Raw genomic sequence first — 24,696 nt, 5'->3', positions numbered from 1 at the left:
ATTTTTTAGAATGTTTTTTATTTCATTGATCTCTCTGTATACTTCACGTTTGACATTAAATATTCTAGGGATATCAGATTATGGCATTTATTCTTTGGTTGGAGGGGTAGTTCTATTGCTTTCGTTTCTTAACTCTTCTATGACAGCAACCATTCAGCGATTTTATAATATTGAAATTGCTAAAAATAACGATCTAAATTTTTTGAAACTATTCCATACCAGTAGATCAGTACAGTTGTTTTTAGCTATATTTGTTTTCATAATTCTACAGCTACTAGGGAATTGGTTAATTTATAGCAAATTGAAAATTCCAGAGAGCCGGATTGAAGCCGCTTATTGGTCGTATCAATTAGCAATCATTTCTTTCGTATTAAGTATGAGTAATGTACCCTATCGAGCATTGATCATAGCAAACGAAAAAATGGGTATTTTTGCTGTAATAAGTATTTTAGAAGTTTCTCTTAAATTGGCTGCGATAGTTTGTTTAAGTATTGTGCCGGGAGATAAATTAATTACCTATAGCAGTTTAATACTACTTACTACCGTACTCGTGAATGCTAGTTTTAAGAGGTATTGTATTAAAAAATATTCGTTTAGTAAAGGCAGATACCGTATTGAAAGTGAATATTTCAGTGCACTTATAAACTTTTCCTTTTGGAGTCTGCTTTCTAATATTTCGGTCGTGCTAAGAAATCAAGGCATTTCTATACTTTTAAATTTCTTTTATGGTGTTATTGTTAATGCCGCACATGCTATTACTTTGCAAGTAAGCGGTATACTTAATAGTTTTATTTCTAATTTCACTCAAGCAGCAAATCCACAGATTGTCAAACTCTATGCTCAGGGTGATTTGGAAGAGATGAAAGATTTAGTTTTATTTAGTAGTCGAATTTCTTTTTTATTAATATTACTTATTGGGCTACCTTTCTATATTTATATCGAACTCTTTCTAAATCTCTGGTTATCTGATGTACCTCCCTATGTTGAAATTTTTACAAAGTTGGTAATTGTACAAATTTTTGTCGAAGCTTTTTCTTCCGTTCAGTCCACTGCTCAGGCAGCTACGGGTAAAATTAAGTTATACCATCTTGTTCTAAGTGGAATAGGCCTTTTAAATATACCTGTAGCCTACTTTTTTTTATCTAATAAATCAGAACCACAAGTCGTTTTCATGGTTTCAATATTTTTATCCGGAATAATATCCGTGGCCCGTCTTTTCTTCTTGAAAAATTCCATTCACTTGTCTATAAAGGAATATCTTACGAAGGTAATAGTGCGATGCATAGTCATTGCTATAATATGTGTAGGAGCATGTAATTTGATAAAATCTAATTTTCAATCTTCTGTGGTAGCAAGTGGAATCGGTTACATTATTAGTACCATTTGTACATTAGTTGTGTGTTTCCTTTTGGGATTAAATCGTCTTGAGCGAAGTTCTGTATATGATCGTATAAAAAAGGCAGTGAAATGATTTTTATTAGAAAAATTAAAAATTGGATTAAGAGAAGGTTGGTATATTATAATTCTTCTGTTCCTTATGTATTTTCGGGAGGTAGAAATGATTTGGCGGGTAAGATCGCTGTAATAACTGGAGGAAGTGGTGTTATTGGACGATCTATTGCGATTAAATTGGCTGGTATGGGAGCAAAAGTTTATGTATCAGGAACCTCATTGGAGAAAATAAATCTTGTAGTAGATGAAATTAAGACGATGGGATTTAATGCGGAAGCGTTAGAGATGGATCTAAAAAATGAGCTTGACATTGAAGCGCAATTTAGAAAGATTTATAATCGTGAAAGTTCTATAGATATTTTAGTGAACAGTGCTGGTGGAAGTTCGCGTGACAAAAATGAAAATATTTGTGGTTTACCTGTTGGTGTACTTGATGATATTTTAGATGTTAATCTAAGAGGAACAATATTATGTTGCAGGGAAGCATCTAAGTACATGATAAATAGCGGATATGGAAAAATAATTTGTATAACTTCAGTGATTGGCTTGAACGGGAAGGCTCGCTTTTCAGATTATGCAGCAGCAAAGGCTGGAATTATTGCTTTTGTAAAATCTATAGCTATGGAATTGGGACCGCATGGAATCACCGTCAATTGTGTGTCTCCAGGCAAGGTGCCTCGAGGTCTAATTTCTGGCATTCATGCGGACTCAATTAAGAAAACTAATTATTTAAATAGATTGGGAACGCCGCATGATGTAGCAAATGCTGTTGGCTTTTTAGTACAAGATTGTTCTGAATTTATAACTGGTCAAAATTTAGTTGTGGACGGTGGTAGATCTTTAGGGTTAAAGGGAGATTAAGGACTAAAGTGTCTTTTTTGTCCAATCTTAAATTTAGTGTGAAGTTTTCAGCTAAATTAGTAAACATATATTCTAAAAAAATTTGGATATCTTCGGTTCGTTTATTTTTTAATGATCAATTTATTGATTATCATCGTAATTTAATATTCTCCACCATTTATGTGTCTATTATGGCACATTGAAGCCATCTTCCCTAATTTGGCATTTAATATTTTGGCTTTTTTTTAAGGGAAATATAATTTATTTTTCATTTCCCCGTGCAAGGAATTCACACCTCATGGATTTATCCATAAAAACAAAAATCAAATGAAAAAGAAAGCAACTTTAATCGCACTACTATTCCTCGGTCTGATAGCTTGTGACAAGGACGATCCAGCTCCGATAAAAGTGGAAGATGTACAAGGAGATTACACCGGGAAGGTTATCACCACACAAGGAACCAAGAAAGTGGAAACAAGTACTGGGGCTACGGCAAAGAACAATGTATTGACCTTTTCAGAACTGCCGGTGAGGCAATTGGTGCTATCTGTTCTGAAGGACAGCGTAAAAACGGATGCGGCATTGAAGACCATAGGTAAGGTCAAATACGAGCTGAACTATACCCCAAAAGTGAATGCTGGAAATACGGCGGTGGACCTGACCTTTGCCCCTAAAGCCTTAGAAGTGACCGTTCCTGTGGAAGGGGCCAACAAGAAGGTGGTGGTGACCTTTGAAGCGAAGTCTGCGGGATCTTACAAGAATAAGGTACTTAAAGCGGATATGGAAGCGGTGAAGATCACGGTAGACGGAACGCAGGTAACGCCTTTTGATAAGATTGTTTATAGTATACCCTCATTTACCAAGAAATAATGCTGGATCCTTGTTGCAAGGATGAGGGAAAGAGTTCATGCGGAAGAAGGACTGGTCAATAGACTGGTTTTGAAGGATCATAAGGCTTGGAAAGAGCTTTATGATTCCTATTCTGCATACCTGACATCTGTATGTAGGAGATATGTTCGCTGCCAGGATACGGTTAGAGATGTGTTGCAGGAAGCCTTCGTGCAGATGTTTAAATCCATTTCCGCCTTTGAGTATAGGGGTTCGGGTTCACTGAAAGCCTGGATACATAGAATTACCGTTAACGAATGCTTGAGGCATCTGAGGGCACGCCGGGGGCTGTATTTTCCTGAGTTGCCGGAGGAGTTAGCGGAGGAGGAGCCAGAGGTGAGTGCGGTGCCTGAAGAAGTGCTCTTGGAAATGATCTCATCCCTGCCTGAGGGGTACCGAGTGGTATTTAATCTGTATGTGTTAGAAGGGAGGTCTCACGGGGAAATTGCTGCACTTTTGCACATATCGGAAGGTACCTCTGCTTCTCAGTTTCACCGGGCGAAGAAGATATTAGCTCAAAAGATAATCCGGTATCAAAATACCTTTACCCATGAATGAAGAATGGCTCCGAGAGGTTCGTGATGCCTTGCAGGATCACCAAGCTCCTCCACCTGAGGGATTATGGGAGGAGATTGACGCCAAGCTGTTTCCCAAGAAGAAGCGTAGAGTTTTTCCCTTGATCTTTAGATGGGCAGCCACCGCTGTTCTGGTAGCAGGCATTATCAATACCTTTTTTCCAGAGAGGCCTTCTCCTCTAAGAAGTGAAGCTAAGCATGAGCTAATGCCTAGACCAGAAGCAATCACCTCAGAAGATGAGATACTAATGAGGCCTGTAGCGCAGGAGAAGATCCGGCTGGAAAAATTAGAATACAGGAAAGTAAATACCCCTGTAAAGTTAGATTTACCCGCAGTAGCGATGAGGGAGGTTATTCCCTTCATGAAGGACTCTGTTTTGAAGGATGAAAGTATTTCCAATGAGCGAAAGTCGAGGATAAAGCTGTCCTTGTTTTCCTCTCAGTCGGGTTCTGATTATTCGCAGACCATAGGGGGCTTTGCGCGGGTGAGTCCTCTCTCCGCTATGAAGCCTGAGATGGATCAGGTGATAGAGGGAAACCGGGAGCAAGAAGTGAATACAGACATACATCACGACATGCCTCTGACCTTAGGTATGCAAGTAATGGTTCCTTTGGCAAAAAGGTGGCAACTTACTTCTGGAATCTCCTACACCCGTATGGGAACCTATTACCACTCCGGAAGCGCTGGGAATGCGGTGAGTGTTCGACAGGAGGTTCATTATGTAGGTTTGCCCTTAGAGGTACAATATCGCTTCTTTCCAGAGCAAAAGGTGCAGCTTTATGCCAGTACCGGACTGATCCTAGAGAAGGCGGTATTGGGGCGAGAGAGGATCAGATATGTTGTGGAAAATCAGTTGCTTAGTGAGCATACAGAGCGGATCTCTGAGCGTCCATTGCGGTTTTCCGCCACTGCTGCGTTAGGGGTGGAGGCAAAGATATGGCCCGGGGTAGATCTTTACCTCGAGCCACAACTTCGATATCAAATTAAGAGTACCTCCTGTATAAGCACGGTTTATGATGCTAGACCGGTGCAAGCAGGTTTACGTGTAGGTTTGCGGTACACTTTTCGTTAACGGAGGCGAAAAACGGGATACCTCATATGCGTACGTTCGTAGTAGGGGGATTTTTTATAGATCCAGTCCAACTGCGCCCTGGATGAGTTTCTGAACTTCTCGTCCTTTGCTCTAAGCTCTTCAAATTCCTTCTTCCAGTCAGGGTTATCCTGTAGGAGCTTGTACGCTTCTTCTTCGAAGATGTAGGCGGAATAATGTTCCTTTTGTCCTAAAACGGCATCAAAGAAATTCCAATTGAAAAAGGAATCGGAGGATTGAGGTTCCAAAGCTTCTACGAGGTACCTGTCGGCCTCCTGTCCGGTTTCAATGATCCAGTCACCTTTGCTGAAGGCTATTTCCTGAGTAGTAACCTTTAATTTAACATCAGAATGGATGTAGTGGCCTTCGTATGGAGTGGGGGAGGTTCTGAATTGATCAATGTAGTAGACTTCTACCAGCAACTTTTGGTCTTTGTCGAGCGGTTTCATTTTGACTCCGTTTAAATTGAGGAGCTCAATGGCTTTGGTGTATCCTTGAGGGATGAGGTAGGCTTTAGGTTTTTCTACTGTGATGTCCGCTACGAAACTGTTGTAATAAGGTATGGTTTTGGTGAATGGTTTTTCTCTATCGTAATAGAGTCGGTTAAGACCGGTTACTTCACTTTTCTTTTGTCCGGAGACAAAGCCTAGGAACTCGATTTTCTCGTAACGTGTGGTATCTACTTTCCAGGTTAGGGGGAAGAACTTTTGTTGTTTCACTTCTTCAATGGCGGCTTTGCGGGCGGCCTTGGCTTGTTTGATTTGCTCGGGGCTTGGGTTGATGAAGTGCTGCAATAGGGCATAGGTGGAGCGTACCCGTTGTGGATAGGGTTTCCACATGTGAGTTTCGGGCATATATCCTACCACGTGGTGCAAGGCGGCATAACCTGTGGAGTAACGAGGGGTTTCCAGGAAGCTCACAATTCCGTCTTCGGGAGCTCCTTTGAAACCGTTTACGTAGGGTACCATATCATATCCTGACTCCTTCATTCTTTTGTAGAGGCTTTCGGTGTAAGCTTTTCCGAAGGACTGGAGGGCGGGTTGGAGTTTATCGTTTTGGGTATCAATGAGGGTCATGATATGTTGGTAGTCGGCACCGTTGCTGGTGTGTGTATCCATGAACAGGTCGGGTTTCCATTTCTGGAAGATGGATTGGAAGGAGTGGGAGTTTTTGCTATCTGTTTTGAGGAAATCTCTGTTGAGGTCGTAGTTGAGTGCATTTCCACGGAATCCGTATTCTTTGGGACCGTTTTGATTGACGCGAGATACTCCACGGTTGAGCATACCTCCGATGTTATAAACGGGGATGATGCAGAGAACTATGTCTATGGGTAGGGATTTCTTTTTTAGGATGTCTCTGGCGAGCATGGCTGCTGCGTCCATACCTTCGGGTTCTCCGGGGTGTATGCCGTTATTGACCAGGATCACGGTCTTTCCTTTTTGGTGAGCGGCTTGAGGGGTGAAGGTTCCGTCTTCGGAGATGACCAGGAGGTGGAGGTTTTTTCCGCTGTCGGTTGGTCCTTCGGTGTATAACTTACAGGAACTATAATTATTCGCTAGGGTTTGGTAGAAGGCTATGAGTTCCGGATAGGTACAGGTAGTGTTTGAATCGAGCTCGAAGGCTGTCTTTTGTGCGAAAGTAAAATGGCTGATAAAAAGGAGTAAGAGAAATTTTTTCATGAGAAAAGGAAAGGGTTTTTAATACTATGTTTAAGATATTTTGGGTTATTAAGTTGGAAATGACAAAAAATAAATAATGATAATTTTGTAATATGGGAATGTCTTGTTTAGAAGGTGTAAATTACTAAATTTGGTAATATAAATATTTGGTTGTTGTATTAGTGGGGAATTTTCGGTGTGATAAATATTTCTGGTAATTAAGTGAGAAATATAATGGGTATCGTATTTTTTTAAAATAATTCCTATCATAATGAAAGTAGAAACGCATTTTATCAAAAATAATGATTTTCGGACGGTACAATGTAGTGGAGCTTTTGGAGGAGTAATTTCTAATGGTTTAATAAATATGAACATGTATACGGATAGAGTTGTTATTCCGAATACTATCACATTAGAAGTAGATGAAAAAGACGGACAACATTTACGTGAAATTGGTCGTGAATCAAAGAATGGGATAGTTCGCGAAGTCCAATTTGGTATGCTAATTGATGTTAACGTAGCTAAGTCTTTGGTCGAGTGGATCAATGAACAAATTAAAATAATTGAATCTGAAGTACTCCCCATTTCTTGGACAGCACTTATTCAAAATTAAGAAACATTTGGTAGTTTTCTATAGTTAAAATATACTTCGTTAGGAGTGAGCCTGTCTAGAGCCTCATGCCTTCTTTCTTTGTTATAAAATTTCACATATTTTTCCGTTTCAGAGAATAATTCCCATGCATCTTTTGGAGGATTCAGGAAGAGATATTCGTACTTGTAACTCCTCCAATATCGCTCGATGAAAACGTTGTCCAGAGCCCTCCCTTTTCCGTCCATAGACTGTTTTATTTTGTGAGTTTTGAGCAAACTAACGAACTTCAAACTGGTAAACTGGCTACCTTGATCCGAGTTGAAAATTTCAGGTTTCCCGTATTTTCGTATACTCGATTCAAGTACCTCAATCATCCAGGACACGCTCATAGTATTGGAAGTTCCCCAGCCCAGAATCTTACGAGAATGAACATCAATGATTGCAAATTTATAGCGGAACGCCGCCCGCATGAAGCCCCTTTGCATAGCTACGTATGTTATATCAGCTTGCCACACCTGGTTGGGTCTGTCTATGGTCAGGTTATTGTGTAAATAGGGGAAAATGAATGCATCTTTCGCTTAATCCGGGTTTAGGCATCAATGTATCCAGAGCCATCAATTTATACAGCCGGCGGATACGTTTTACATTTACTCCTAGTCCATACCTAAAATTGATATAATCGGTCATGCGTTCTACCCCGTAAAAAGGGCATTCCGTAAACTTATTATCAATTTTGTTCATAATGAACTGATTAAGAAAGTTCTCCCCCCGAGGCTTAAAATAATAGCTGCTTCGGGGTAGTTCCAGTAAAGCACACTGCTTATTAACAGCAAGTTGCCGGTAAGAAGGCGTAATCAGCATCCGCTTTTGATGTACACTCATTTCCCCAAGACTTTTTTTAAAAAATCAACCTGCACCTGAAGCTCCCCAATTTTGGAGTAAAGTTCTTGCTCCTTTTTCTCTGATTCTTTCTGATCCGGAACCTCTTTCTCAAAAACCGTTGTGGCTCACTCTAAGAATTCGTGCTTCCATTTTGTCACCTGTGCCGGCGAGATTTTAAATTTACTGGAAATCTGAAGTACTGTACTCCGTTCTTTGATGGCCTCTAAGGCTACCTTGGCTTTGAAATCAGCCGAAAATTTACGTCGTTCTCTTTTCATATCAACCTCTAAGTTATTACTTATTCGGCTGTCCAGAAAATCGGGAGTACTTCAAAAAATATGACCAGATTTGAACACAAAAAGGTCGAAAATCTGTCATATTTTTCTTTTTTCGATGAAAAGGCTGCCGGAACTTTGTATTAAAAATGAGTTAATGAAATGAGCATAAACAGATCATTTCTGCAGAGACAAATTGCGTAGTTTTTTAAGAGCCACTAAACATAAAATTATTATAGCGATGAAACGAAACGAAATAGTATCTTTAATAGCGGTGGCATTGATTATTCTCTTCAGCTATACCGCAATTTCCAAACTCATAGATATGGGCGAGTTTGAGCGGCAATTGGCAGGCCAAGAATTACCGTCTTGGTCAAAAGCACCGCTGGTTTGGCTGATTCCGGCTGCTGAACTTCTCCTTTGCGTCTTGTTGATCATTTCGGCTACCCGTTTGCCCGGATTATACGGTTCAGCACTACTAATGGCTCTTTTCACCGGCTATACAGGCCTGGTGGTGGTGGGCTACTTTGAACGCACACCCTGTAGTTGCGGGGGTGTACTACGTTCCATGGGCTTTGAGGCGCATCTTGTCTTTAACCTTTTCTTTCTGACCCTTTCAATTTTGGGGATATATATTTTTCACTCTCAAAAAAAATTTGCCGTGACACAGAAAACGTAAACAAAAAAGATCCCGGAATGCGGTTTCAGAAACTGCCTCCCGGGACCAGGGTTCCCCTGAAAACCTGAAAACAGAGTAAGGGAAACTTTAACTAACAATTCAATTCAAATTTAGTAAAACAATGAAAAAGGTAATTAAATTTTTGCCTGCAATGGCAATTATTCTCGGAAGTGGCCTTGCGCTGGCTACTACCCATAAGCATGTAGCGGGTTCATGGGGCCGGGTTCCCACCAGTGTTGACCCTTCCGGCTGGGTGAATATTCACAGCTTACCTCTCGGCTACAGTGGCTATGACTGTATCCCCTCGGAAGAAACCTGCCTTTACAACTCGCAGAATGAAAATGACCCGAGTACAGATAAAGGCACATTTGTTTTAATTCCTGAAGAGGATTAAAAAATTAAGGAGGCTGCTTCAGGGAAGGCAGCCTCTCTACTATTAACGGGGGTTTTGTTCCACCCCGTTAGTGAGTTCACTGACCGGAATAGGAAACGTATATTTTCTATCTCCCGGTGCTAATACAATCTTATGCCCGTTTACCGTCCTGGAAATTTCTTTCGCATACTCTTCCGACTGGTTCAGCCGCCTCAGATCAGACCACCGGAAACCTCTCCCTACCAGCTGCTTCCTTCTTTCAAGAAGTATGATATCTAGAGCTTCTTTTGCAGTACCCGCTTCATACGGGCTGTAGGTTCCCGTTACCCACCTGGTCACCAGCAACGTATTCAAATCTTCCAGTGCCGCAGGCACATCACCTCTTCTGGCCCGGCACTCTGCCCTGATCAGAAAAACTTCATCCGTAGATAATCCACTGAACAGGGAAGAAGTATTACCGGGAAGCGCGGGGCTATATGAGCCTTTGAACGTATAAATACCGTTTGCCCGGGATCTGAAAAAAAGAACCCTCCTGAGGTCATTATCTGCATACGCATTATAGAGCGAAGAGTCAACAGAAACCAGGGTACTTCTGAGGTAAGGATACCCGCTGGCTATCACAGAATGAAAGAGCACTTCAGGGTTCCCACCGGGAAGTGAAGGCGGGAAGGGCCTGGTAGAGGAAGTTTGCAGGGTATTGTAATCTATTAACACGCTATACTGCTGAAGAACCTTACCGGCGTATTGTTCTGCCAGTTCATACATACCCATGGTCAGATATACACGTGCCAGCATGGCATTTGCGGCTTTGCGGTCCGGCCTGCTTTTAATATGGCTGCTCTCCGGTAAAATACCCGCCGCTTCTGTAAGATCTTTAATGATCTGATCATAGGTCATCTGCAGATCAGAAACTACAGGAGCCAGATTTACATCGCTTTCCAGTTTCAGAGGCAGGCCCGGTGTATCAGCAGCACTCCCCACTGAATACGCCGGCCTGAACAGCTGCGCCAGGTTATAATACGCCGTAGCCCTGAAAAAAAGTGCACTTCCTTTCACCGCTTTCCGCATCTCTGTTTCACTTTCCCCCGGCTTAATCTTTTCTACACCTTCTAAAACCACATTTGTGCAAAAAATCTGGCGGTAAGGCCTGATCCAATCATCCACATAGGCGTTTGCTCCATAAACCTCATCGGCCCATGTGTAGGCATTCTTTTCAATATCAATGAGAGAACTGAACCCGGCGTCAGTGATATAAAAATCATCTGCCGCTATAAACCCCAGCGCCGGGTCTGCGTTCATTTCACTGCTGTTTACATTATCCAGCAGCGCCTGGAAGTCGGCTAATGAGGTAGGCACCACCAGCTTCTGATCAGGTTTCTTATCTATATACTCGTTAAAACAGGAAGTTAGTCCGCCCCAAAGCATGGCTATCAGAATACTATTTTTCATGATACTCATTTTAAGTTGATATTAAACCCAATACTTATACTGCGCGAAGGCGGGGTAAGCCGGGCCATATTTGAAAAGGAAGTCACATAATCAGGATCCCAGTCAGAAGAAGTTGCCTTCCAGAGAATTCCCAGGTGATTGGCATATAAAAAAATACTGTAATCGTGAAATACTTTAGATTTACCCGTTGAAGGAGAATAAGAAAGTCGCACATCCTGAAGGCGGATATGGTCTCCTTTTTCTACTAAAATCCCGGAGTAAGCATAGAAAAAATCTCTGTTAGAATTAGCCACAGATGGTATCGATGGCACATGCGTATAGTTTTCATCTCCAGGTACCTGCCACCTTTTTCCAAAGTCTCCATGCCGGGCCGTTAAGCCCTGATTATTTCCATACTGTACTGACGGCATCCGGAAAAAATAACCCAGGCGGTAGCTTATATTGGCTGACAGGGAAAATTTTTTCCACATGAAGGTATTCCGAAACGAGCCAAAAACAGTGGGCCGGGCAGGACCGTTATACACCAGACTCTCCGGAGACGTGCTATTGATGATGGCCAAATAATCATTACTTGGCTCGCCATTAAGATACCCCCGCGGGTCACCGGTTTGAGGATCAAGGCCTGCCCACTGAAAACTATACAGAGCATAAAGCGGTTTCCCTTCAGTAGGTACTTCAGGGGAAAATCTCAGGTAAGAATTTAAGGAGGTAAATGGTACAAGGTAACGGGTAACTTTATCTGTATTCTGGGAAAACAGCCAATCACTATACCACTTGAAGGGGCCGTCCATCTGCCGGGTTTGTAGTGTTATTTCCACCCCACTCCCGGCTGTATTAGCCGTATTGCCCCTGAATGTTGTAACACCGCTGTAAGCAGGTAGCGGCGAAGAGCCGATCAGGTCAGTGCCCCTCTTAATAAAGTATTCGAGGCGGGCCGTAATACGCCGGTTACGGCTCTGCAACTCTATAGCCGTGTTGATCATTTTCACCCGCTCCCATCGCAGATCAGGGTTAGGCGGGTTTACAATAGCCGCATAAGGCAGACCTGTAACTGAATATTGTCCGGCATGCACCGCTGTAGTATAGGCGGAAAGGCTTTTGTCAATATTACCACTTACCCCGTAAGTAAGCTTAAAACGCAGGTAATTAAGTATGTCCTTATCAAAAAACGCTTCCCTATCGATATGCCAGGCTCCTCCTACAGAATAAAGCGGAGTTCCTTTCTGATTGGTATTTACGCCAAAAAGGTTACTTGCATCATACCGGCCACTTGCCGAAAGAACATATTTTCCGGCATACGTATAGGCCGCATTAACAAAGCCCGAAACATACCGATCCGTTTTATCGGTGAGGCCGTCTCTGTTGGGAATCACCCCGGAGAGGGCGTTATTGTAAAAAAACGGGAAACGGGTAAGGTAATCCACAAACTGAATGGTAGCCTGCTCCGGGCTGTACCCGTAGTATCGTGAAGTATTCCCCTTATATACCACATCCATGATTTCAGCCCCGGCAATAGCCGAAAGGCCGTGCCTGCTGCCCCAGTCTTTATCCAGGTTAACCTGAAACCGCCCGTTATTAGATGTCATAGAAGAGGCTGTTACATCTAAAATACCCCCAGCAGGTATAGGGCGTATAAGTACATTATCTGCTGAAAAATAGCTGTACCGGTTAATGAGGTTACGAACTTCATAGCTACCCAATGACTGGATATCTCTGTCTTCCGTCAGGATCTTATTATGCTGAAAACGCGCTTCCAGCTTAAGGAATGGGAACACCGAATAGCCCAGGCTGCTATTAACCCGGTATTCATAGGTTTTGATCCGGTGATCTGCAAAATCCAACTCCTCCAGGGGGCGGTATTGCCAGTCCAGCAGCCCGCTTTGCAGAGCCTGTTCCTTAAAGCTGTCACGCAGATCCCTCGTTACAGCCAGTGCCCTGCCATCCTCAGACACTAATTTTTGATAGGGGTAAGCCACGCTCACTCCTACGGCATTGGGGGCATTGTTTCTTGCAGTAAGATAAACAGCATTAAAGGCTTCTAACCGGCCTGTTTTAAACGTATTGGTAGTAGTAAGAGAGGTGCGGCCCAGCGCATTGCCTATCGCAGAACCCATGTCTTTATCATGCCCGAGCGAAATAACATACCGGTGCTTTTCACTCCCGCCATTCAAACTGAGAGAGAGCTGGCTGAGTACTCCCGTCCTGTAAAAATACCGGTCAAGGTCATGGCGTACATCCTGGTTTTCAAAGACTGCCAGCTGGCGCTGAACATACTCTTCAGCTACTTTCCCGTCCCGCAGGCTAATTAACAGCTCGGTTACCGGTGACAGCGGCACGTTTGACGCCGAGGTTTCACTACTGGCAAAATAACCGGCAGCAAATAGCTGCCTTTCTACAGAAATATAATCTTTTGATGTCATTTCGGGGTAATAATAAAGGTCAGGCTTTCCGGAGAAGGTGGTGTTTGCCGTTAAAGAAATGCGCATAGCCTGGTTAAACCGCCCGGTTTTGGTAGTAATCACAATCACCCCGTTTCCGGCTCTTGCCCCCCATATAGAAGTAGCAGCGGCATCTTTTAAAACGGTGATACTCTCCACGTCATTAGGGTTTACAGACTGGAGGTCTCCTTCATACGGAAAATTATCAATCACTATCAGGGGCTGTGCATTGGCAAAAATGGTACTCTGCCCCCGTATGTTAATGGTCTGGTCAGACCTGCCTGCTCCGCCCCTGATAAAACTCAGGCCGGGCACCAGGTCTTCTATTCTTTCCAGGATGTTCATACCGGTTCTTCTGTTGAGCAGATTATTATCTACCAGGAAGAATGATCCCGTTTCTCTTTCTTTCGGAATTCTCTGATAACCGGTAGAAACCTGAACCGCCTCAAGCCGGGTAGGTTCTTCTGTCAGTATAATTTCAATACCAGATTCGCTCCGCTCTTTACTTACCTCTGTTTCTGCGGGTTTAAAGCCTACTGATGTAGTGATCAGCACAGCAGGGTCATCAGAAGGAGTTTTTAGGCTGAACTCCCCGTTAAGGTCTGTCATGGTGCCTTTTTTCCCCTCCCTGAGCATAACGGTGGCTCCGGCAAGCGGCGTTCTTTCCGAGCCTGACAGTACTTTCCCTTTGATCACATATTGGCCCGCTGAGGGCAAGCTCACTAAAAGCCCTATGGTAATGGTAAATATCTTCTTCATACAGAAACAGGCTTAAGGGTTTTTACGGTCACGAATCACCAGCATATCAATCTCTCTTTCCTCCTCCATAAACTTCAGGCCATACTTAGCCAGTGCCCGGTTAAGGTCATCTATCTCAGACATATTGGCCTCGATATCGATATCCACCGGCCCCTCAAAGCCCGTTTCATTCAGAATGGGGTAAGGAGAATGCTGCAAAAATTTCATGTTCAGGTTTCTCACCAGTAAGCCTAACGGGCGGTTAATACTCTTATACCTGAATTGTTCATGAATTACGGCCGGCTCGCCTCCCCGCGTTACAAGAGGCAGCCCCGTACCGGAGCGGGTAAGCACGTAGCATTTTCTCAGGTGTTTTTCCACTGCGGCTGTATAATCAGGGAATAACAGATCCAGATCACGGCGCATAATACTAAACACCTGGTCAGCCCGGGAGGCAGGCAGGATTAACTCATAGCAGAACCCGTTTCCCTGATCCAGCCATTCCAGGTAAGGGCTCCCTTTTAATGCAGAAGTCAGGCGCCCGGGCTCTTTTACTTCCATCATGATTTGATTAGCAGATATGGGCCAGGTTCGTTCACCGAAAGCATTTTTAAAGAGAGTAAGGCGTGATAGGTTAGTACAGGTGAGCTTAACTCCTTTTATGCTGTCTGGCTGTGACAGGAAGTACGCTGAGGGAAGGCCTTTCTGATAACCCGTAAACAGCGAGTGATATATCAGATTATCTCCGCTACCCCCGTTTCCGTTCACCAGCAGAGGGCTCTCTTTATCAAAAGCTATGCGCTTAGGGTCAGCTTTTGTGCTTAAGGTTGTTAAACCGTCTTTTAAAACAGAGCGTATCTTCTTTGAAGTTACTTCTTCATGGCCGGTAATTGCCTTTACGGCTCCGTTTTGTATCCAAACATAGTGAGGAAGGTAACTATGGGGGAAGGCCCGGCGTAAGGTGCTGTCATTTGTCACTTTAGGCAAGGTGTTTTTTTGGCCGGTGCGCTGGGTATATCTATCCATAAAGTCAGTTATTTCCCCTTCATTCTGGTAGGTCACCGGAAGTATCTGCAGGTTTTCTGCAAACATTTTCTGAAGGCTGTCTTGCCGTGGCAGCATGGCCACACAGGGCCCACACCAAGTAGCCCAGAAATCCAGAATAATCAGTTTGTCCTTGTATTCAGCAAGGGTAATGGTATGCTTACCGGACGGATGATTTACAACTTGAAGAGGAATGTCCCAAAGTTCATCAGGAATAGCATCACCCACACGTAACGCCTGGCCGTGAATGGGTGTGAAGGAGAGCAAATAGGTGAGGGCTAGGCATAGCAATGCCCTTACGTAAAATTTCACGTTCATAGTATAGTGATAAAAGTAAGATTGATAAAAATCTAGATTAGCTATAAGAGTGCATTAATTGCGTATAAGTTTCGTTGCAATCTTAGGCTTCCAACAATGTTATCTGAGTATAGTTTGGAATTTAAGGACTTAAAATAAATGGACTTTCGGGTCCTCTATAGAGTTGAGATTGTTAATTAATCTTATTCCAGATGTTAAGATAATTCAATTTTAAATACCCTGAAATTCCAACATTTTTTTTAGATTGGTTAATGTCTTGCACAAACATTATTTAAAAATTTTGAAACTAAATTTTGCTGATTGAAGCATGGAATAGCACACAGCAAGATGAATGCAGAAGAAAGTCCAAAATGTTAAAGAGTTCTAGCTTGACTTTTTTTAGAGATTTTAAAGTCCATCTACTATCGTAGTCTAAGCTAGGGTTAGAAACTACTGGTAAGATGCATTTTGGTAGTGAGATTAATACGTTTAATTTCCATTTCTATGACAAAATTTAAAATATACAATCTTTGAGAGCATTATTAAAAGCCTATGTGCAAAAAGCGGCCAATGTGAGGTGCTTCCACATACGTAGAAGCACTAGTGTTTGCTACTTCAATGATCTAGTTTATCCGCCTTATAAATTTTAGTGAAAATGGACTCCAGAATTGAGAGAAGGAATTACGTTTGGATGATCAACTTTATTATTTAAACGTAGAAAATTCAGTTCGGAATTCAAGAGCAAGGTGGTCTTACAAGCCTTAAAGGAGTGACAAACGCTGTCGGAGCTTGCGCCATTATTTAAGGTTCATCCTCAGCAGATCACTAAATGGAAGAATGAATTTATGGAGAAAAGCGCCCAGATTATTGAGTTGAAGTCTGTTACTAAATCTAGGGTTGAAGAACAGGAGAAGAAATTTCTTTATGCTCAAATCGGTCAGCAGAAAGAAGAAATTGAATTTCTTAAAAAAAAAGTGGCATCAAATACAAGCCAGCAAAGACGTAAAATGATCGAATAAGCTGCGAGGTAATATTAGGAATGCGGACTATTAGGAATTTATCGCAGTGGTCTATTTTACCGGCCAGTAGCAGAGCGTGAAGAAGATTTACGGCTTATGCTTGAAATTGATAAGATTTACCTCAAATACCCTTTTATCGGTAGTCGGATAGTGGTAGATCAACTAACAAAGTTGGGCTTTCATGTGAACAGTAAACGGGTGAAGAGACCAAGCAGACCTATGCGATTGGAAACCTTTTATCCTATACCCAATACGAGTAAAGCAGACCCAGCGAAGTATAATTATCCCTACTTGCTAAAGAATTTAAAAATAGAAAAGATCAATCTGGCGTGGGCTGTGGATATAGCCGATGTCCCCATAAAAACTGGATTTATGTAACTGGTAGCAATAATAGACTTATATAGCAGATATGTTGTCAAGCGGCAACACTACGGATGCACAATGGGTAGCTAATTGTTTGTCAGAGGCGTCTGACTAACATGGAGTGCCACATATAATCACTAGAGATGGGGACGCCTAGTCTAGTGAAGTCAGTTTGCCTCAGGAGTTTACTTGGACTTACTGAAGGATAAAGGGGTAAACATTTCTATGGATGGAAAAGGAGAGCAGTAGACAGTACCTTTATAGAGAGACTCTGGCGAAGTGTTAAATGGGAATATGTTTATCTTAATCCTGAAATCGAAGGAGTGGCGCTGTTCAAAGGGTTAACCCAATGGTTTAAATTTTACAACCATGAGCTAAACCATCAGGGTATTGATATGGAAATTCCAGCAGAAAGATTAAACCTAGTAGCATAGGAAATCGGGTTATCCACAAGCAGGATAGGTATCAACTCCCCTCTGCCCCCCTATGTTAACAATAATAATAATAATTGTCCTAAATTTGGGGGCACTGTAGTACTGTACTTCGTTCTTTGATGGCCTTTAAGGCTAACTTGACTTTGAAATCAGACGAAAATTTACGTCGTTCTCTTTTCATATCACCTCTAAGTTATTACTTATTCGGCTATCCAGAAAATCGGGAGTGCTTCAGCACGTGTTCGCTCTCCGAAGAGGGCGTAAGTTAATTTTTAAATATTGTGTTCTTCTTAATATAACCAATATCTAAAGGACCAATCATATAGATTTCTCCTTTTACATTTCGATTCTCATAATTGAAGTAAAAAGAACTTTCATTTGAAACTACTCTAATAGTGTCTCCAATATCTACAGAAGAAACAATCGAATATAATTCTCCTGTCCCCTTTTCAATTCTATAAGGGAAATTCTCTTGATTAAAGTAATCAACATTACTTTTAATTATTCTTAACTCAACTACACCAAAACCATGATTGTTTGAGAGAAACTTGTTTTTTACAATCCCACTAAATTCAACATCGTTTTTTAATTTTTCCAAAGATTCTGAAGTTTTCTCATCACTTTTTCTACTGCACCATTGGACAATCCATACAGTAAAACTAACCAGAAATAGCCAGTACATTACTTTTAAACCTTTTTTCATAATTACTTTATCTTTTTACTCTGCTCATTGCTCCTGTATATATGGCAGAACCTACAGGGTTTACTCTGTTAAATACTCTATCTGAAAGACTCCTTTGAGAAGTAGGCTGCATATCGTTAACCATCCAAGTATTCGAAATTGATCCGGTAACAGATCCTAAATTCCCGCCAACTCCAACTCCTGTACTAACAGACATTGAAACTCCCTGCCAACCAGTTTTTGCACTTCCACGCATATCAAAGTACTTTGCAGAAACTCCGCCACCCGCTAAAAACTTAGCTCCCGCCGACACTCCTACTGAAATGGATGGCCCAGCATAATCAATGGGTTTAATAGGTAAATCAGAGTTATTATATGCTATAGTTACTCCTCCTGCTACGTCAGCAGAAACAGCAGCTTGTATCCCAAGAGACATATTTCCTTGCATCCCTGCATAAACATAATTGTATCCGCCGTAAGTTTTATCGGTAAACTGAACCGTTGACAATTCTACTCCAACACCTCCAACCAATCCTGCTCCAAACGATACAGATCCTTCGGCGGTAAAGCCTACTGCAAACCTGCCGGGGTCAATATTTCCAGCACCAATATCTAGAGAAGCATTATTTTTAAGAGCAAAAGGAGCGTTGAATACAATATCTTCACCAGCTGTCTTTACTCTCCATTCTTTTTGGTCTGTGCCTATAATCACAATATCCAATGGACTATTGCCATCTGGGTCTATGAACCTAATCGGATTATTAAGGCTAAAATTATACGGAGAGTGTCCATAATACTTTTCACTGAGAGCATCACTAGATAAAAATCTACCTAATGTTGCATTGTAGTGTCTCGCCCCAAAATTAACCCTATTGAGGTTAAAGGTGCTTTCCTTCTCCTTTCCCTGCAACTCCCACCTATTCTGAAAACTATTCACCGTCCCCGTCCCATTCAGCCTCACTCCCCACGGATCAAAATCCGTCTTTGTCTGCAATTCTGCACCACCAACGCCCTCGCGGAAACTGACCCGAGTGTTTCCTAAATGATCCTTTATATCGTACTCCAATTTCCATTGGTTGGACTCATAAACCGCCCTGCCTTCCGGAATGGCCATTTGGTAAGGCTGCCCGTTCTTAAACACTACTCCTTCTACATATTCCCAATACTCACCGTTACTGTATTCCGTTTTCAAGAGCGTGCCGGCTCCGTCATAGGTGTATTTGATCCAGCGGCCATCATTCAAATTCACCTGCTCCGGTAAATTTAAAAAAGTGTTGTAAGTTTAGAGTGCCCCCAAAAAGTTAGACACTAATTGGGGGCATTTTTATTAAACAGCTCAGTTTTTAACAGGAGGAATAAACTCAATAAGACCATAGTTATTTAATTCTAAGATTTCTTCGGTTGGTTCTATTTCTTGAATACTATCATTACTTAAAATCTTAAAAACAACCGGCCTGCCATCATATATATCCATCATGTCGTTAATGTAATTAAACTCTTTCTCTGGCTTTGATGACTTAGTATTGGCAAATCTCTTTTCCATCTTTTCGCTCTTATAGCCAACTATTATCTGTTTTTTATTTTCTCCAAAATAGTATTTACTCTTAACGTTTTCAATTGATTTATGGGGAGTTACAAAAATGTATTCTTTCCCTTTCGATTCTGTAAAATAAATAGTTACAAAATCAGGGTAAGGCTCACTCTCAAAAATTGAAGCAACTGTCAAGTCTAAAGTATCCTGAATACCTGAATTCTTCAGGTAAGAAAACCCCTCTAAACTATGGGTACAAGAATTTATGCAAAATGCCATTATTAACCAAAAACAATGCTTAACGATTTTTCTTGAAGTAATCATATTTTTTGATATTTCTCAGATTTACAGTTTTAATATTCATGTTGGTATTTTCACTTCTTTTGCCCGTATGAAAATACTCTCTCATGTTTCCGTTTTCTAAGGAAATGAAAAACCTAGGAAACATTGAAGAAGAACGCCCAACACTATTTAATGTTCTTGTTGCTGCGTTTGAATCTTCAAGTGATGGCCCTGTTACATTGCCATGATCTAACGGGCCATCATGGTTATGAATATGAAAAATTAGATTTGATGGTTTAATCCCTATCTTACCAAAACTGGTTGAAAGTAAATCGTGGCTTGTGGATACAGAGTAATTAACTTTCCCATTTTCCATACTACCAGTTAAACTAAACTCAATACCTCGAGTAGAATTGGCGTCCATAAAATTATACAGATTTCGGGCATCTGTAGCATTGGTAGTAGTCCCCATGCTAAAACCGCCTGAATCCTCTTTCGAGAGTTGGGAAATAATGGTCCCATCTGTGGATTTAGCCTTATTTATCTTTATTTCATTTCCACTGGATGCCGTTAAGCGGTCAAACTTGTCGTCTGTTCTTTTAACTAATTCTACTCTACCGTCATCTTTCATTGCATACTCATCAAAAGCACCATCGGGATCAATACGGGTAATGGGATTATTTTGGACGTAGTTATAAGTTGAAATCCATACTCTTTGATCAGCTAAGGGATCTATCCGGTCAAACCTCCCTATCGTAGGATTATACGTCCTAGCCCCAAAGTCAACCCTATTCAGGTCATCTCCTTCCCCTGCATCTCCCAGCGGTTCTGGAAAGAATTCACCGTGCCCATACCGTTCAGGCGGGCTATCCAAGAGACAAATTCCGAAGCCGCTGAACGCTTGATCATACGACCCGGAAGCTCACGCTGGTATTTCCTTAGTGACCTTTATTATGACTTCCGCAAATCCACGTACCTGCCGAATAGATGGCCCACTTTGACCCGAAAGATCTAAAGTGGTTGATCTGAAAAAGGAACGACGTACATTTTTGGTATCTCTCAAAGACATGGAGACCTCAGAAGCAATCAAAGTACAGTATTTCAGATTTCCACGAACTTTCAAATGTTTCCAGCGCAGTTAATATAATGGAAGCATAAAATTCTGAAGAAGACGACAACGAAATTTCATAAAAGAAAGCCCTGTGAAATATAATTTCATCTGCTTGAACAATTGCCAAGAGGTCTCATGCCCATTGCTAGGTTTTTTTGATTTATAGCGTTTTTCTAATTCATTAATAAGTCTCCTACCAAATAGCTGGATAAAACCGCTTCTTAAGCGTAACCTTGCTTTTGTTTACTGGCAGATAAAGATTAGGCAGTATCAGGCTGGTAAAATAAAACTGCTCCCCGTTTTTTAGCTCCACCAAAGAATAATGATAATCATCCCAAGGCATCCATGTGGTGCGGTTTTCTGCTTTGGGGTAGGTTTTGTATTCTATTACAGACTTTATATCTCCCATACCAAAAGTTACATCCCTCTTTTTGTCAGTTACTCGCATTTGCTTATTAACTTCATCATAGTAAACCACCATATCCTTATTGAAAAAATAGTAGTTTAAGTGAATTAATAACTTGGGAGTGAATAGGATGATTAAACCCCAGATACCAATAATAAGTGCTAAATCAATATCAAAAGAGCCTCGCTTAATGTAAAGAATTATTGGTACTCCTACAATTAGAGGAGCAATCACATAAAGCAAAGTACTAAGGAAAAACCTAAAATGAGTGCTTATACTAATTCTATATATATTCATTTTTTATTTAAACTTAAGCCATGAACTTGTTAGCGTTCTTTTAAATTGTCCATAGCTGTTTACTATTTCCTTTCTAGCTGGCTCCGTCCAGTCGTAGGCTTTTTCTAACCCTGTAAAACCCAAACCAAGAGTTGCTCCGTAAGGTCCGCCTAAATAAGCTGCTGCAGCTATAGAACCACCTGTACCAACAGCCCGGTAACTTAAACGTGTTCCACTTAGCGTACCTTTACTATATGCAGCTATATCAACTAGGGATGAAGTAACCGATAAAACCGTACCTAAAGAAGATGCAAATTTCCCAAATTTAGCTACTTTATCTAATTCCGTCACTGGCTTAGTAGCTTCTGTCATAGCTTGGTTTCCGAAGAGTGAGAAATTATGGCCTGTAAGCTGGTAGTTACCGTCAATTCCCCTCCTGAAACCCTCTTTATAGAGATTGGCACTTTTGTTTTCGCCTAAAAACCAAAGACCTTCGCCTACCACACCAAGACCTGTTCCAATGTCTCCGATAGGTAAAGATTGGGTTTGATGTTTGTTTTTGTTCTTATCCTTATCATCTCCGCCACCGTTACCCATCATCTGTAGTTGCTGGAAAGCAGCCACGGCATCCTCTCCAGTATATTTCCAACTTCCATTTATACTTATGGCTTCCCTGCCATCGGGATCTATGAAATTTACAGGATTATTAAGGCTAAAATTAAACGGAGAATGCGGATAAAATTTCTCGGCTAATGGGTCAACTCGGTCAAATCGCCCTATCGTAGGATTATACACCCTCGCTCCAAAATTAACTCTGTTCAACCCAAAGGTCATTTCTTTTTCTTTGCCCTGCAACTCCCAGCGGTTCTGAAAGCCATTAACTACTTCTGTGCCGTTTAACCTCACCCCCCAAGGGTCAAAATTACTTTCTCCACCGTTTAAACCATACAGATTCTTCTTGTAAACCATAAGGAATTTTCTTCCAGCCCTTTGGAGGTATATGCTTTAAGGTGTCGGGTACAGGAATCTTCCACAAAATCCGGTCAGTTTTAAAATCATTACAATATACTTGTATCCAATATCTTTCCCTCATCACACTTTCTTTAGTATGGTCAATCCCCACATCTTCAGAGCCAATAGTTGTGCTAGACGAGTATCGAGTATAATCATAATTAAAATCATAATACAAATAGCTATTTGAAGACATATACCTTGGCTCCATAATGGTATAAAAGCTACACTCTTTTAACTTAGCTGTTATTCTTCTTTCTTGTCTAAAATAGAAAAAATAAAAAATTAACATTAAAATCCCAAATGCTATTAAGCCTCTTGTATCTTTTTTACTCCATTTGTTAAGCTCTGTAAATCGCCATATTGCATTAATTACCTTTTTTATCATTTTGCTGCCCAGCTGGGAATTTATCAATCATACTATTAAACGCCTCATTATATACCTTTATAATCCCCTCTGTCATATTTGACATGGTGGAAGAAAAGCCATTGGTTCCCATAATATTTTTCAAACCGCCGCCTATCTTACCAAAACCAAATCCTACACCTGTTTTCATTGCGCCCTTTGTACTTAGTTCGTAATCATTATAAAATGTCATTTTCTCAAAATCAAATCCTGCTCCACCTAAACCTCCTAAGGATGTTACGAAACTATTAGATATGAACAAATCAAGTCCAAAACCCACTAAATCCAGCTTCATTTCGCCCATCAATGCATTATTCACTGTCTGCCCACCCAAATTAAAAGCACCTTTGGCCAAAGCTGTTCGAATTGCAGTACGGCCAAATGAAAGTGTCCGAATAGCTCCCAATCTTGAAACTCCAGCGGCAACGGCGCCGCCTAATCCCAGCTCTACAGCTCCGATGGCTGCAATAGGTGCAGCAATTATTCCTGCCGCCATATTTCCTCCTTCTCTGAAAGATTTCTTGACCTTTATGTATGATTCATCTTGGCTATGATTTTCGAGATACCTGTAGTAAGCGTCAAAACCAAAAGCCGCATTAAATGAATCTCTAAACCCAATCACAACCACTTCATCAAATGGTTCTGTCTCTACATATGTATCTTCCTGTCCAGGCACCTTTCTCCTCTTCATACCAAACAAATCAACATATCTAAGTGGGCTATTTCCTACGTACGAATATGAAGATAAATGTAAATCCAAGTCGGCAAGCGGATCAATACGATCAAACCTACCAATAGTAGGATTATACACCCTTGCTCCGAAATTTATTCTATTCAGGTTAAAAGTTGACTCTTTCTCATGACCCTGTAACTCAAACCGGTTTTGGAAAGAATTCACCGTCCCCGTCCCATTCAGCCTCACTCCCCACGGATCAAAATCCGTCTTTGCCTGCAATTCTGCACCACCAACGCCCTCGCGGAAACTGACCCGAGTGTTTCCTAAATGATCCTTTATATCGTACTCCAATTTCCATTGGTTGGACTCATAAACCGCCCTGCCTTCCGGAATGGCCATTTGGTAAGGCTGCCCGTTCTTAAACACTACTCCTTCTACATATTCCCAATACTCACCGTTACTGTATTCCGTTTTCAAGAGCGTGCCGGCTCCGTCATACGTATACTTGATCCAGCGGCCATCATTCAAATTCACCTGCTCCGGTAAATTTAAAAAAGTGTTGTAAGTTATACTAGAGATCTTCTCATTTTCGTCACTATTCAGCGCCCCATTCGCATGATAGCCGTAGGTGCCGCCCCCACGCTTCACAAAATCCACTTCATACTCGCCGGAGACGGCGTCGTTCACGGCGGTTAAACGGTTACCTGAATACGTGTACGTCAAGTTATCCATTAAACCGTGGGATCCTCCCATCTTGCCGTTTCGCTGCAAGGCCGTGATGTTGCCGTTCTTGTCGTAACTCACCAAGGGAAGACCAAAGCTTTCCCCGGTTAAGCCGCTATAGCTTGCCGCCGTCAGCCTGCTGAGTCCGTCGTAGCTAAACGTGTAACTACGCGTGTCTGCTGGTGGACTGGGCTTCTTATGGCTCCAGGTTTGCTTGCCGATGTTACCCGACCATTGCCCCGCCGTTTCGTATTCAAGTTTGTAGGCAAACAGATCATTTTCACCCGAATTTGGATTCGCATTTCCAGACCCATCTAAATTTATTCCTGCCAGCCCACCCCGGACGTGCCATTTGTAGTTTACGATCTGCATGTAGCTCGTGGACGTACGGTTAGACAGTCCTTTTAAAGGGTCAGGCGTAGGGGTATTCACTCCCAACTTTTGAGCGTTCCCCTGCTGCGCCAAAAGAACGAATAGTATTAGTATGATTCTCAGGTTCATGGGT

At 41.7% G+C, this 24,696-nt stretch carries 25 protein-coding genes; 10 read left to right on the top strand and 15 right to left on the bottom strand.

Annotated features, from left to right (window positions below; all coding sequences use genetic code 11):
- Positions 1-139 precede the first annotated feature (139 nt).
- From LBYS_RS12210 to LBYS_RS12190, 5 genes are all read left to right on the top strand, one after another.
- A complete protein-coding gene (locus LBYS_RS12210) occupies positions 140-1,471 on the top strand; it encodes an MATE family efflux transporter (RefSeq protein ID WP_041823676.1) in 1,332 nt (443 codons plus the stop codon).
- Entirely contained in the window at positions 1,468-2,313 is an 846-nt protein-coding gene (locus LBYS_RS12205) for an SDR family NAD(P)-dependent oxidoreductase (RefSeq protein WP_013409157.1), read from the top strand. Before LBYS_RS12210 ends, LBYS_RS12205 begins: the two co-directional genes overlap by 4 nt.
- Before the next feature lie 306 nt (positions 2,314-2,619).
- The gene (locus tag LBYS_RS12200) at positions 2,620-3,162 is read left to right on the top strand and encodes a DUF4840 domain-containing protein (RefSeq protein ID WP_013409156.1); all 543 of its coding nucleotides are present in this window, start codon (positions 2,620-2,622) and stop codon (positions 3,160-3,162) included.
- Positions 3,163-3,183: 21 nt separating this feature from the next.
- Positions 3,184-3,738, top strand: coding sequence for an RNA polymerase sigma factor (locus LBYS_RS12195; protein WP_013409155.1), 555 nt, complete (start codon positions 3,184-3,186; stop codon positions 3,736-3,738).
- On the top strand, positions 3,731-4,828 hold the full coding sequence (locus tag LBYS_RS12190; protein WP_013409154.1) for an outer membrane beta-barrel protein: 1,098 nt from the start codon (positions 3,731-3,733) through the stop codon (positions 4,826-4,828). Before LBYS_RS12195 ends, LBYS_RS12190 begins: the two co-directional genes overlap by 8 nt.
- Here LBYS_RS12190 and LBYS_RS12185 read toward each other — a convergent pair.
- A complete protein-coding gene (locus LBYS_RS12185; RefSeq protein ID WP_013409153.1) occupies positions 4,825-6,525 on the bottom strand; it encodes a M14 family zinc carboxypeptidase in 1,701 nt (566 codons plus the stop codon). The two genes, LBYS_RS12190 and LBYS_RS12185, sit on opposite strands and share 4 nt — an antisense overlap.
- A gap of 250 nt (positions 6,526-6,775) precedes the next feature.
- Here LBYS_RS12185 and LBYS_RS12180 point away from each other — a divergent pair, with 250 nt between their 5' ends.
- The gene (locus tag LBYS_RS12180; RefSeq protein WP_013409152.1) at positions 6,776-7,117 is read left to right on the top strand and encodes a hypothetical protein; all 342 of its coding nucleotides are present in this window, start codon (positions 6,776-6,778) and stop codon (positions 7,115-7,117) included.
- Here the strand turns inward: LBYS_RS12180 and LBYS_RS18365 are convergent.
- The 3 genes from LBYS_RS18365 to LBYS_RS19135 all read right to left on the bottom strand — a co-directional run bounded on the left by LBYS_RS18365 (position 7,114) and on the right by LBYS_RS19135 (position 8,256).
- Positions 7,114-7,629 carry a DDE-type integrase/transposase/recombinase gene (locus tag LBYS_RS18365; RefSeq protein WP_445468615.1) on the bottom strand — a complete coding sequence of 172 codons (516 nt, stop codon included), beginning with the start codon at positions 7,627-7,629 and terminating at the stop codon, positions 7,114-7,116. The two genes, LBYS_RS12180 and LBYS_RS18365, sit on opposite strands and share 4 nt — an antisense overlap.
- Positions 7,630-7,636: 7 nt before the next feature.
- Complete coding sequence (locus LBYS_RS19310) at positions 7,637-7,837, bottom strand: IS3 family transposase (RefSeq protein ID WP_187287895.1); 201 nt, start codon at positions 7,835-7,837, stop codon at positions 7,637-7,639.
- Positions 7,838-8,103: 266 nt separating this feature from the next.
- Positions 8,104-8,256 (bottom strand): transposase, encoded by a 153-nt coding sequence (locus LBYS_RS19135; protein ID WP_013409151.1) that lies wholly within the window; start codon positions 8,254-8,256, stop codon positions 8,104-8,106.
- A gap of 238 nt (positions 8,257-8,494) precedes the next feature.
- Here LBYS_RS19135 and LBYS_RS12165 point away from each other — a divergent pair, with 238 nt between their 5' ends.
- On the top strand, positions 8,495-8,932 hold the full coding sequence (locus LBYS_RS12165; RefSeq protein ID WP_013409150.1) for a MauE/DoxX family redox-associated membrane protein: 438 nt from the start codon (positions 8,495-8,497) through the stop codon (positions 8,930-8,932).
- 121 nt (positions 8,933-9,053) lie between these two features.
- A complete protein-coding gene (locus LBYS_RS12160) occupies positions 9,054-9,326 on the top strand; it encodes a DUF6520 family protein (protein ID WP_013409149.1) in 273 nt (90 codons plus the stop codon).
- 42 nt (positions 9,327-9,368) lie between these two features.
- On the opposite strand, the gene LBYS_RS12155 is transcribed toward LBYS_RS12160, so the two are convergent.
- The 3 genes from LBYS_RS12155 to LBYS_RS12145 are packed head-to-tail and all read right to left on the bottom strand — an operon-like array spanning position 9,369 to position 15,292.
- Complete coding sequence (locus LBYS_RS12155; protein ID WP_187287894.1) at positions 9,369-10,754, bottom strand: RagB/SusD family nutrient uptake outer membrane protein; 1,386 nt, start codon at positions 10,752-10,754, stop codon at positions 9,369-9,371.
- Positions 10,755-10,759: 5 nt separating this feature from the next.
- Positions 10,760-13,951, bottom strand: coding sequence for a SusC/RagA family TonB-linked outer membrane protein (locus tag LBYS_RS12150; RefSeq protein ID WP_013409147.1), 3,192 nt, complete (start codon positions 13,949-13,951; stop codon positions 10,760-10,762).
- A gap of 12 nt (positions 13,952-13,963) precedes the next feature.
- Positions 13,964-15,292 (bottom strand): TlpA family protein disulfide reductase, encoded by a 1,329-nt coding sequence (locus LBYS_RS12145; RefSeq protein WP_013409146.1) that lies wholly within the window; start codon positions 15,290-15,292, stop codon positions 13,964-13,966.
- Positions 15,293-16,116: 824 nt separating this feature from the next.
- Between LBYS_RS12145 and LBYS_RS19305 the strand changes: the two genes are divergently transcribed.
- The gene (locus LBYS_RS19305; protein WP_187287893.1) at positions 16,117-16,290 is read left to right on the top strand and encodes a hypothetical protein; all 174 of its coding nucleotides are present in this window, start codon (positions 16,117-16,119) and stop codon (positions 16,288-16,290) included.
- Positions 16,291-16,386: 96 nt separating this feature from the next.
- Positions 16,387-16,668, top strand: coding sequence for a hypothetical protein (locus LBYS_RS18355; RefSeq protein WP_049781372.1), 282 nt, complete (start codon positions 16,387-16,389; stop codon positions 16,666-16,668).
- Between the two features lie 684 nt (positions 16,669-17,352).
- On the opposite strand, the gene LBYS_RS12130 is transcribed toward LBYS_RS18355, so the two are convergent.
- From LBYS_RS12130 to LBYS_RS19665, 8 genes are all read right to left on the bottom strand, one after another.
- The gene (locus LBYS_RS12130) at positions 17,353-17,790 is read right to left on the bottom strand and encodes a hypothetical protein (RefSeq protein ID WP_013409144.1); all 438 of its coding nucleotides are present in this window, start codon (positions 17,788-17,790) and stop codon (positions 17,353-17,355) included.
- A 7-nt stretch (positions 17,791-17,797) separates the two neighbouring features.
- Positions 17,798-19,018, bottom strand: coding sequence for an RHS repeat domain-containing protein (locus LBYS_RS19670; RefSeq protein ID WP_013409143.1), 1,221 nt, complete (start codon positions 19,016-19,018; stop codon positions 17,798-17,800).
- Positions 19,019-19,105: 87 nt separating this feature from the next.
- Entirely contained in the window at positions 19,106-19,579 is a 474-nt protein-coding gene (locus tag LBYS_RS12120; protein ID WP_041823669.1) for a hypothetical protein, read from the bottom strand.
- Positions 19,580-19,598: 19 nt separating this feature from the next.
- Positions 19,599-20,456 (bottom strand): JAB-like toxin 1 domain-containing protein, encoded by an 858-nt coding sequence (locus tag LBYS_RS12115; protein ID WP_013409141.1) that lies wholly within the window; start codon positions 20,454-20,456, stop codon positions 19,599-19,601.
- 430 nt (positions 20,457-20,886) lie between these two features.
- On the bottom strand, positions 20,887-21,396 hold the full coding sequence (locus LBYS_RS12110; RefSeq protein WP_013409140.1) for a PH domain-containing protein: 510 nt from the start codon (positions 21,394-21,396) through the stop codon (positions 20,887-20,889).
- Between the two features lie 3 nt (positions 21,397-21,399).
- Positions 21,400-22,344 carry an RHS repeat domain-containing protein gene (locus LBYS_RS12105; RefSeq protein ID WP_013409139.1) on the bottom strand — a complete coding sequence of 315 codons (945 nt, stop codon included), beginning with the start codon at positions 22,342-22,344 and terminating at the stop codon, positions 21,400-21,402.
- Entirely contained in the window at positions 22,298-22,774 is a 477-nt protein-coding gene (locus LBYS_RS19130) for a hypothetical protein (protein ID WP_013409138.1), read from the bottom strand. The genes LBYS_RS12105 and LBYS_RS19130 overlap by 47 nt, the downstream gene beginning before the upstream one ends.
- The gene (locus LBYS_RS19665) at positions 22,755-24,692 is read right to left on the bottom strand and encodes an RHS repeat domain-containing protein (protein ID WP_013409137.1); all 1,938 of its coding nucleotides are present in this window, start codon (positions 24,690-24,692) and stop codon (positions 22,755-22,757) included. Before LBYS_RS19665 ends, LBYS_RS19130 begins: the two co-directional genes overlap by 20 nt.
- Positions 24,693-24,696 lie beyond the last annotated feature (4 nt).

Source organism: Leadbetterella byssophila DSM 17132, from assembly GCF_000166395.1.
Lineage (GTDB): Bacteria > Bacteroidota > Bacteroidia > Cytophagales > Spirosomataceae > Leadbetterella > Leadbetterella byssophila.
This window is presented reverse-complemented; position numbering and strand designations above follow the sequence as displayed.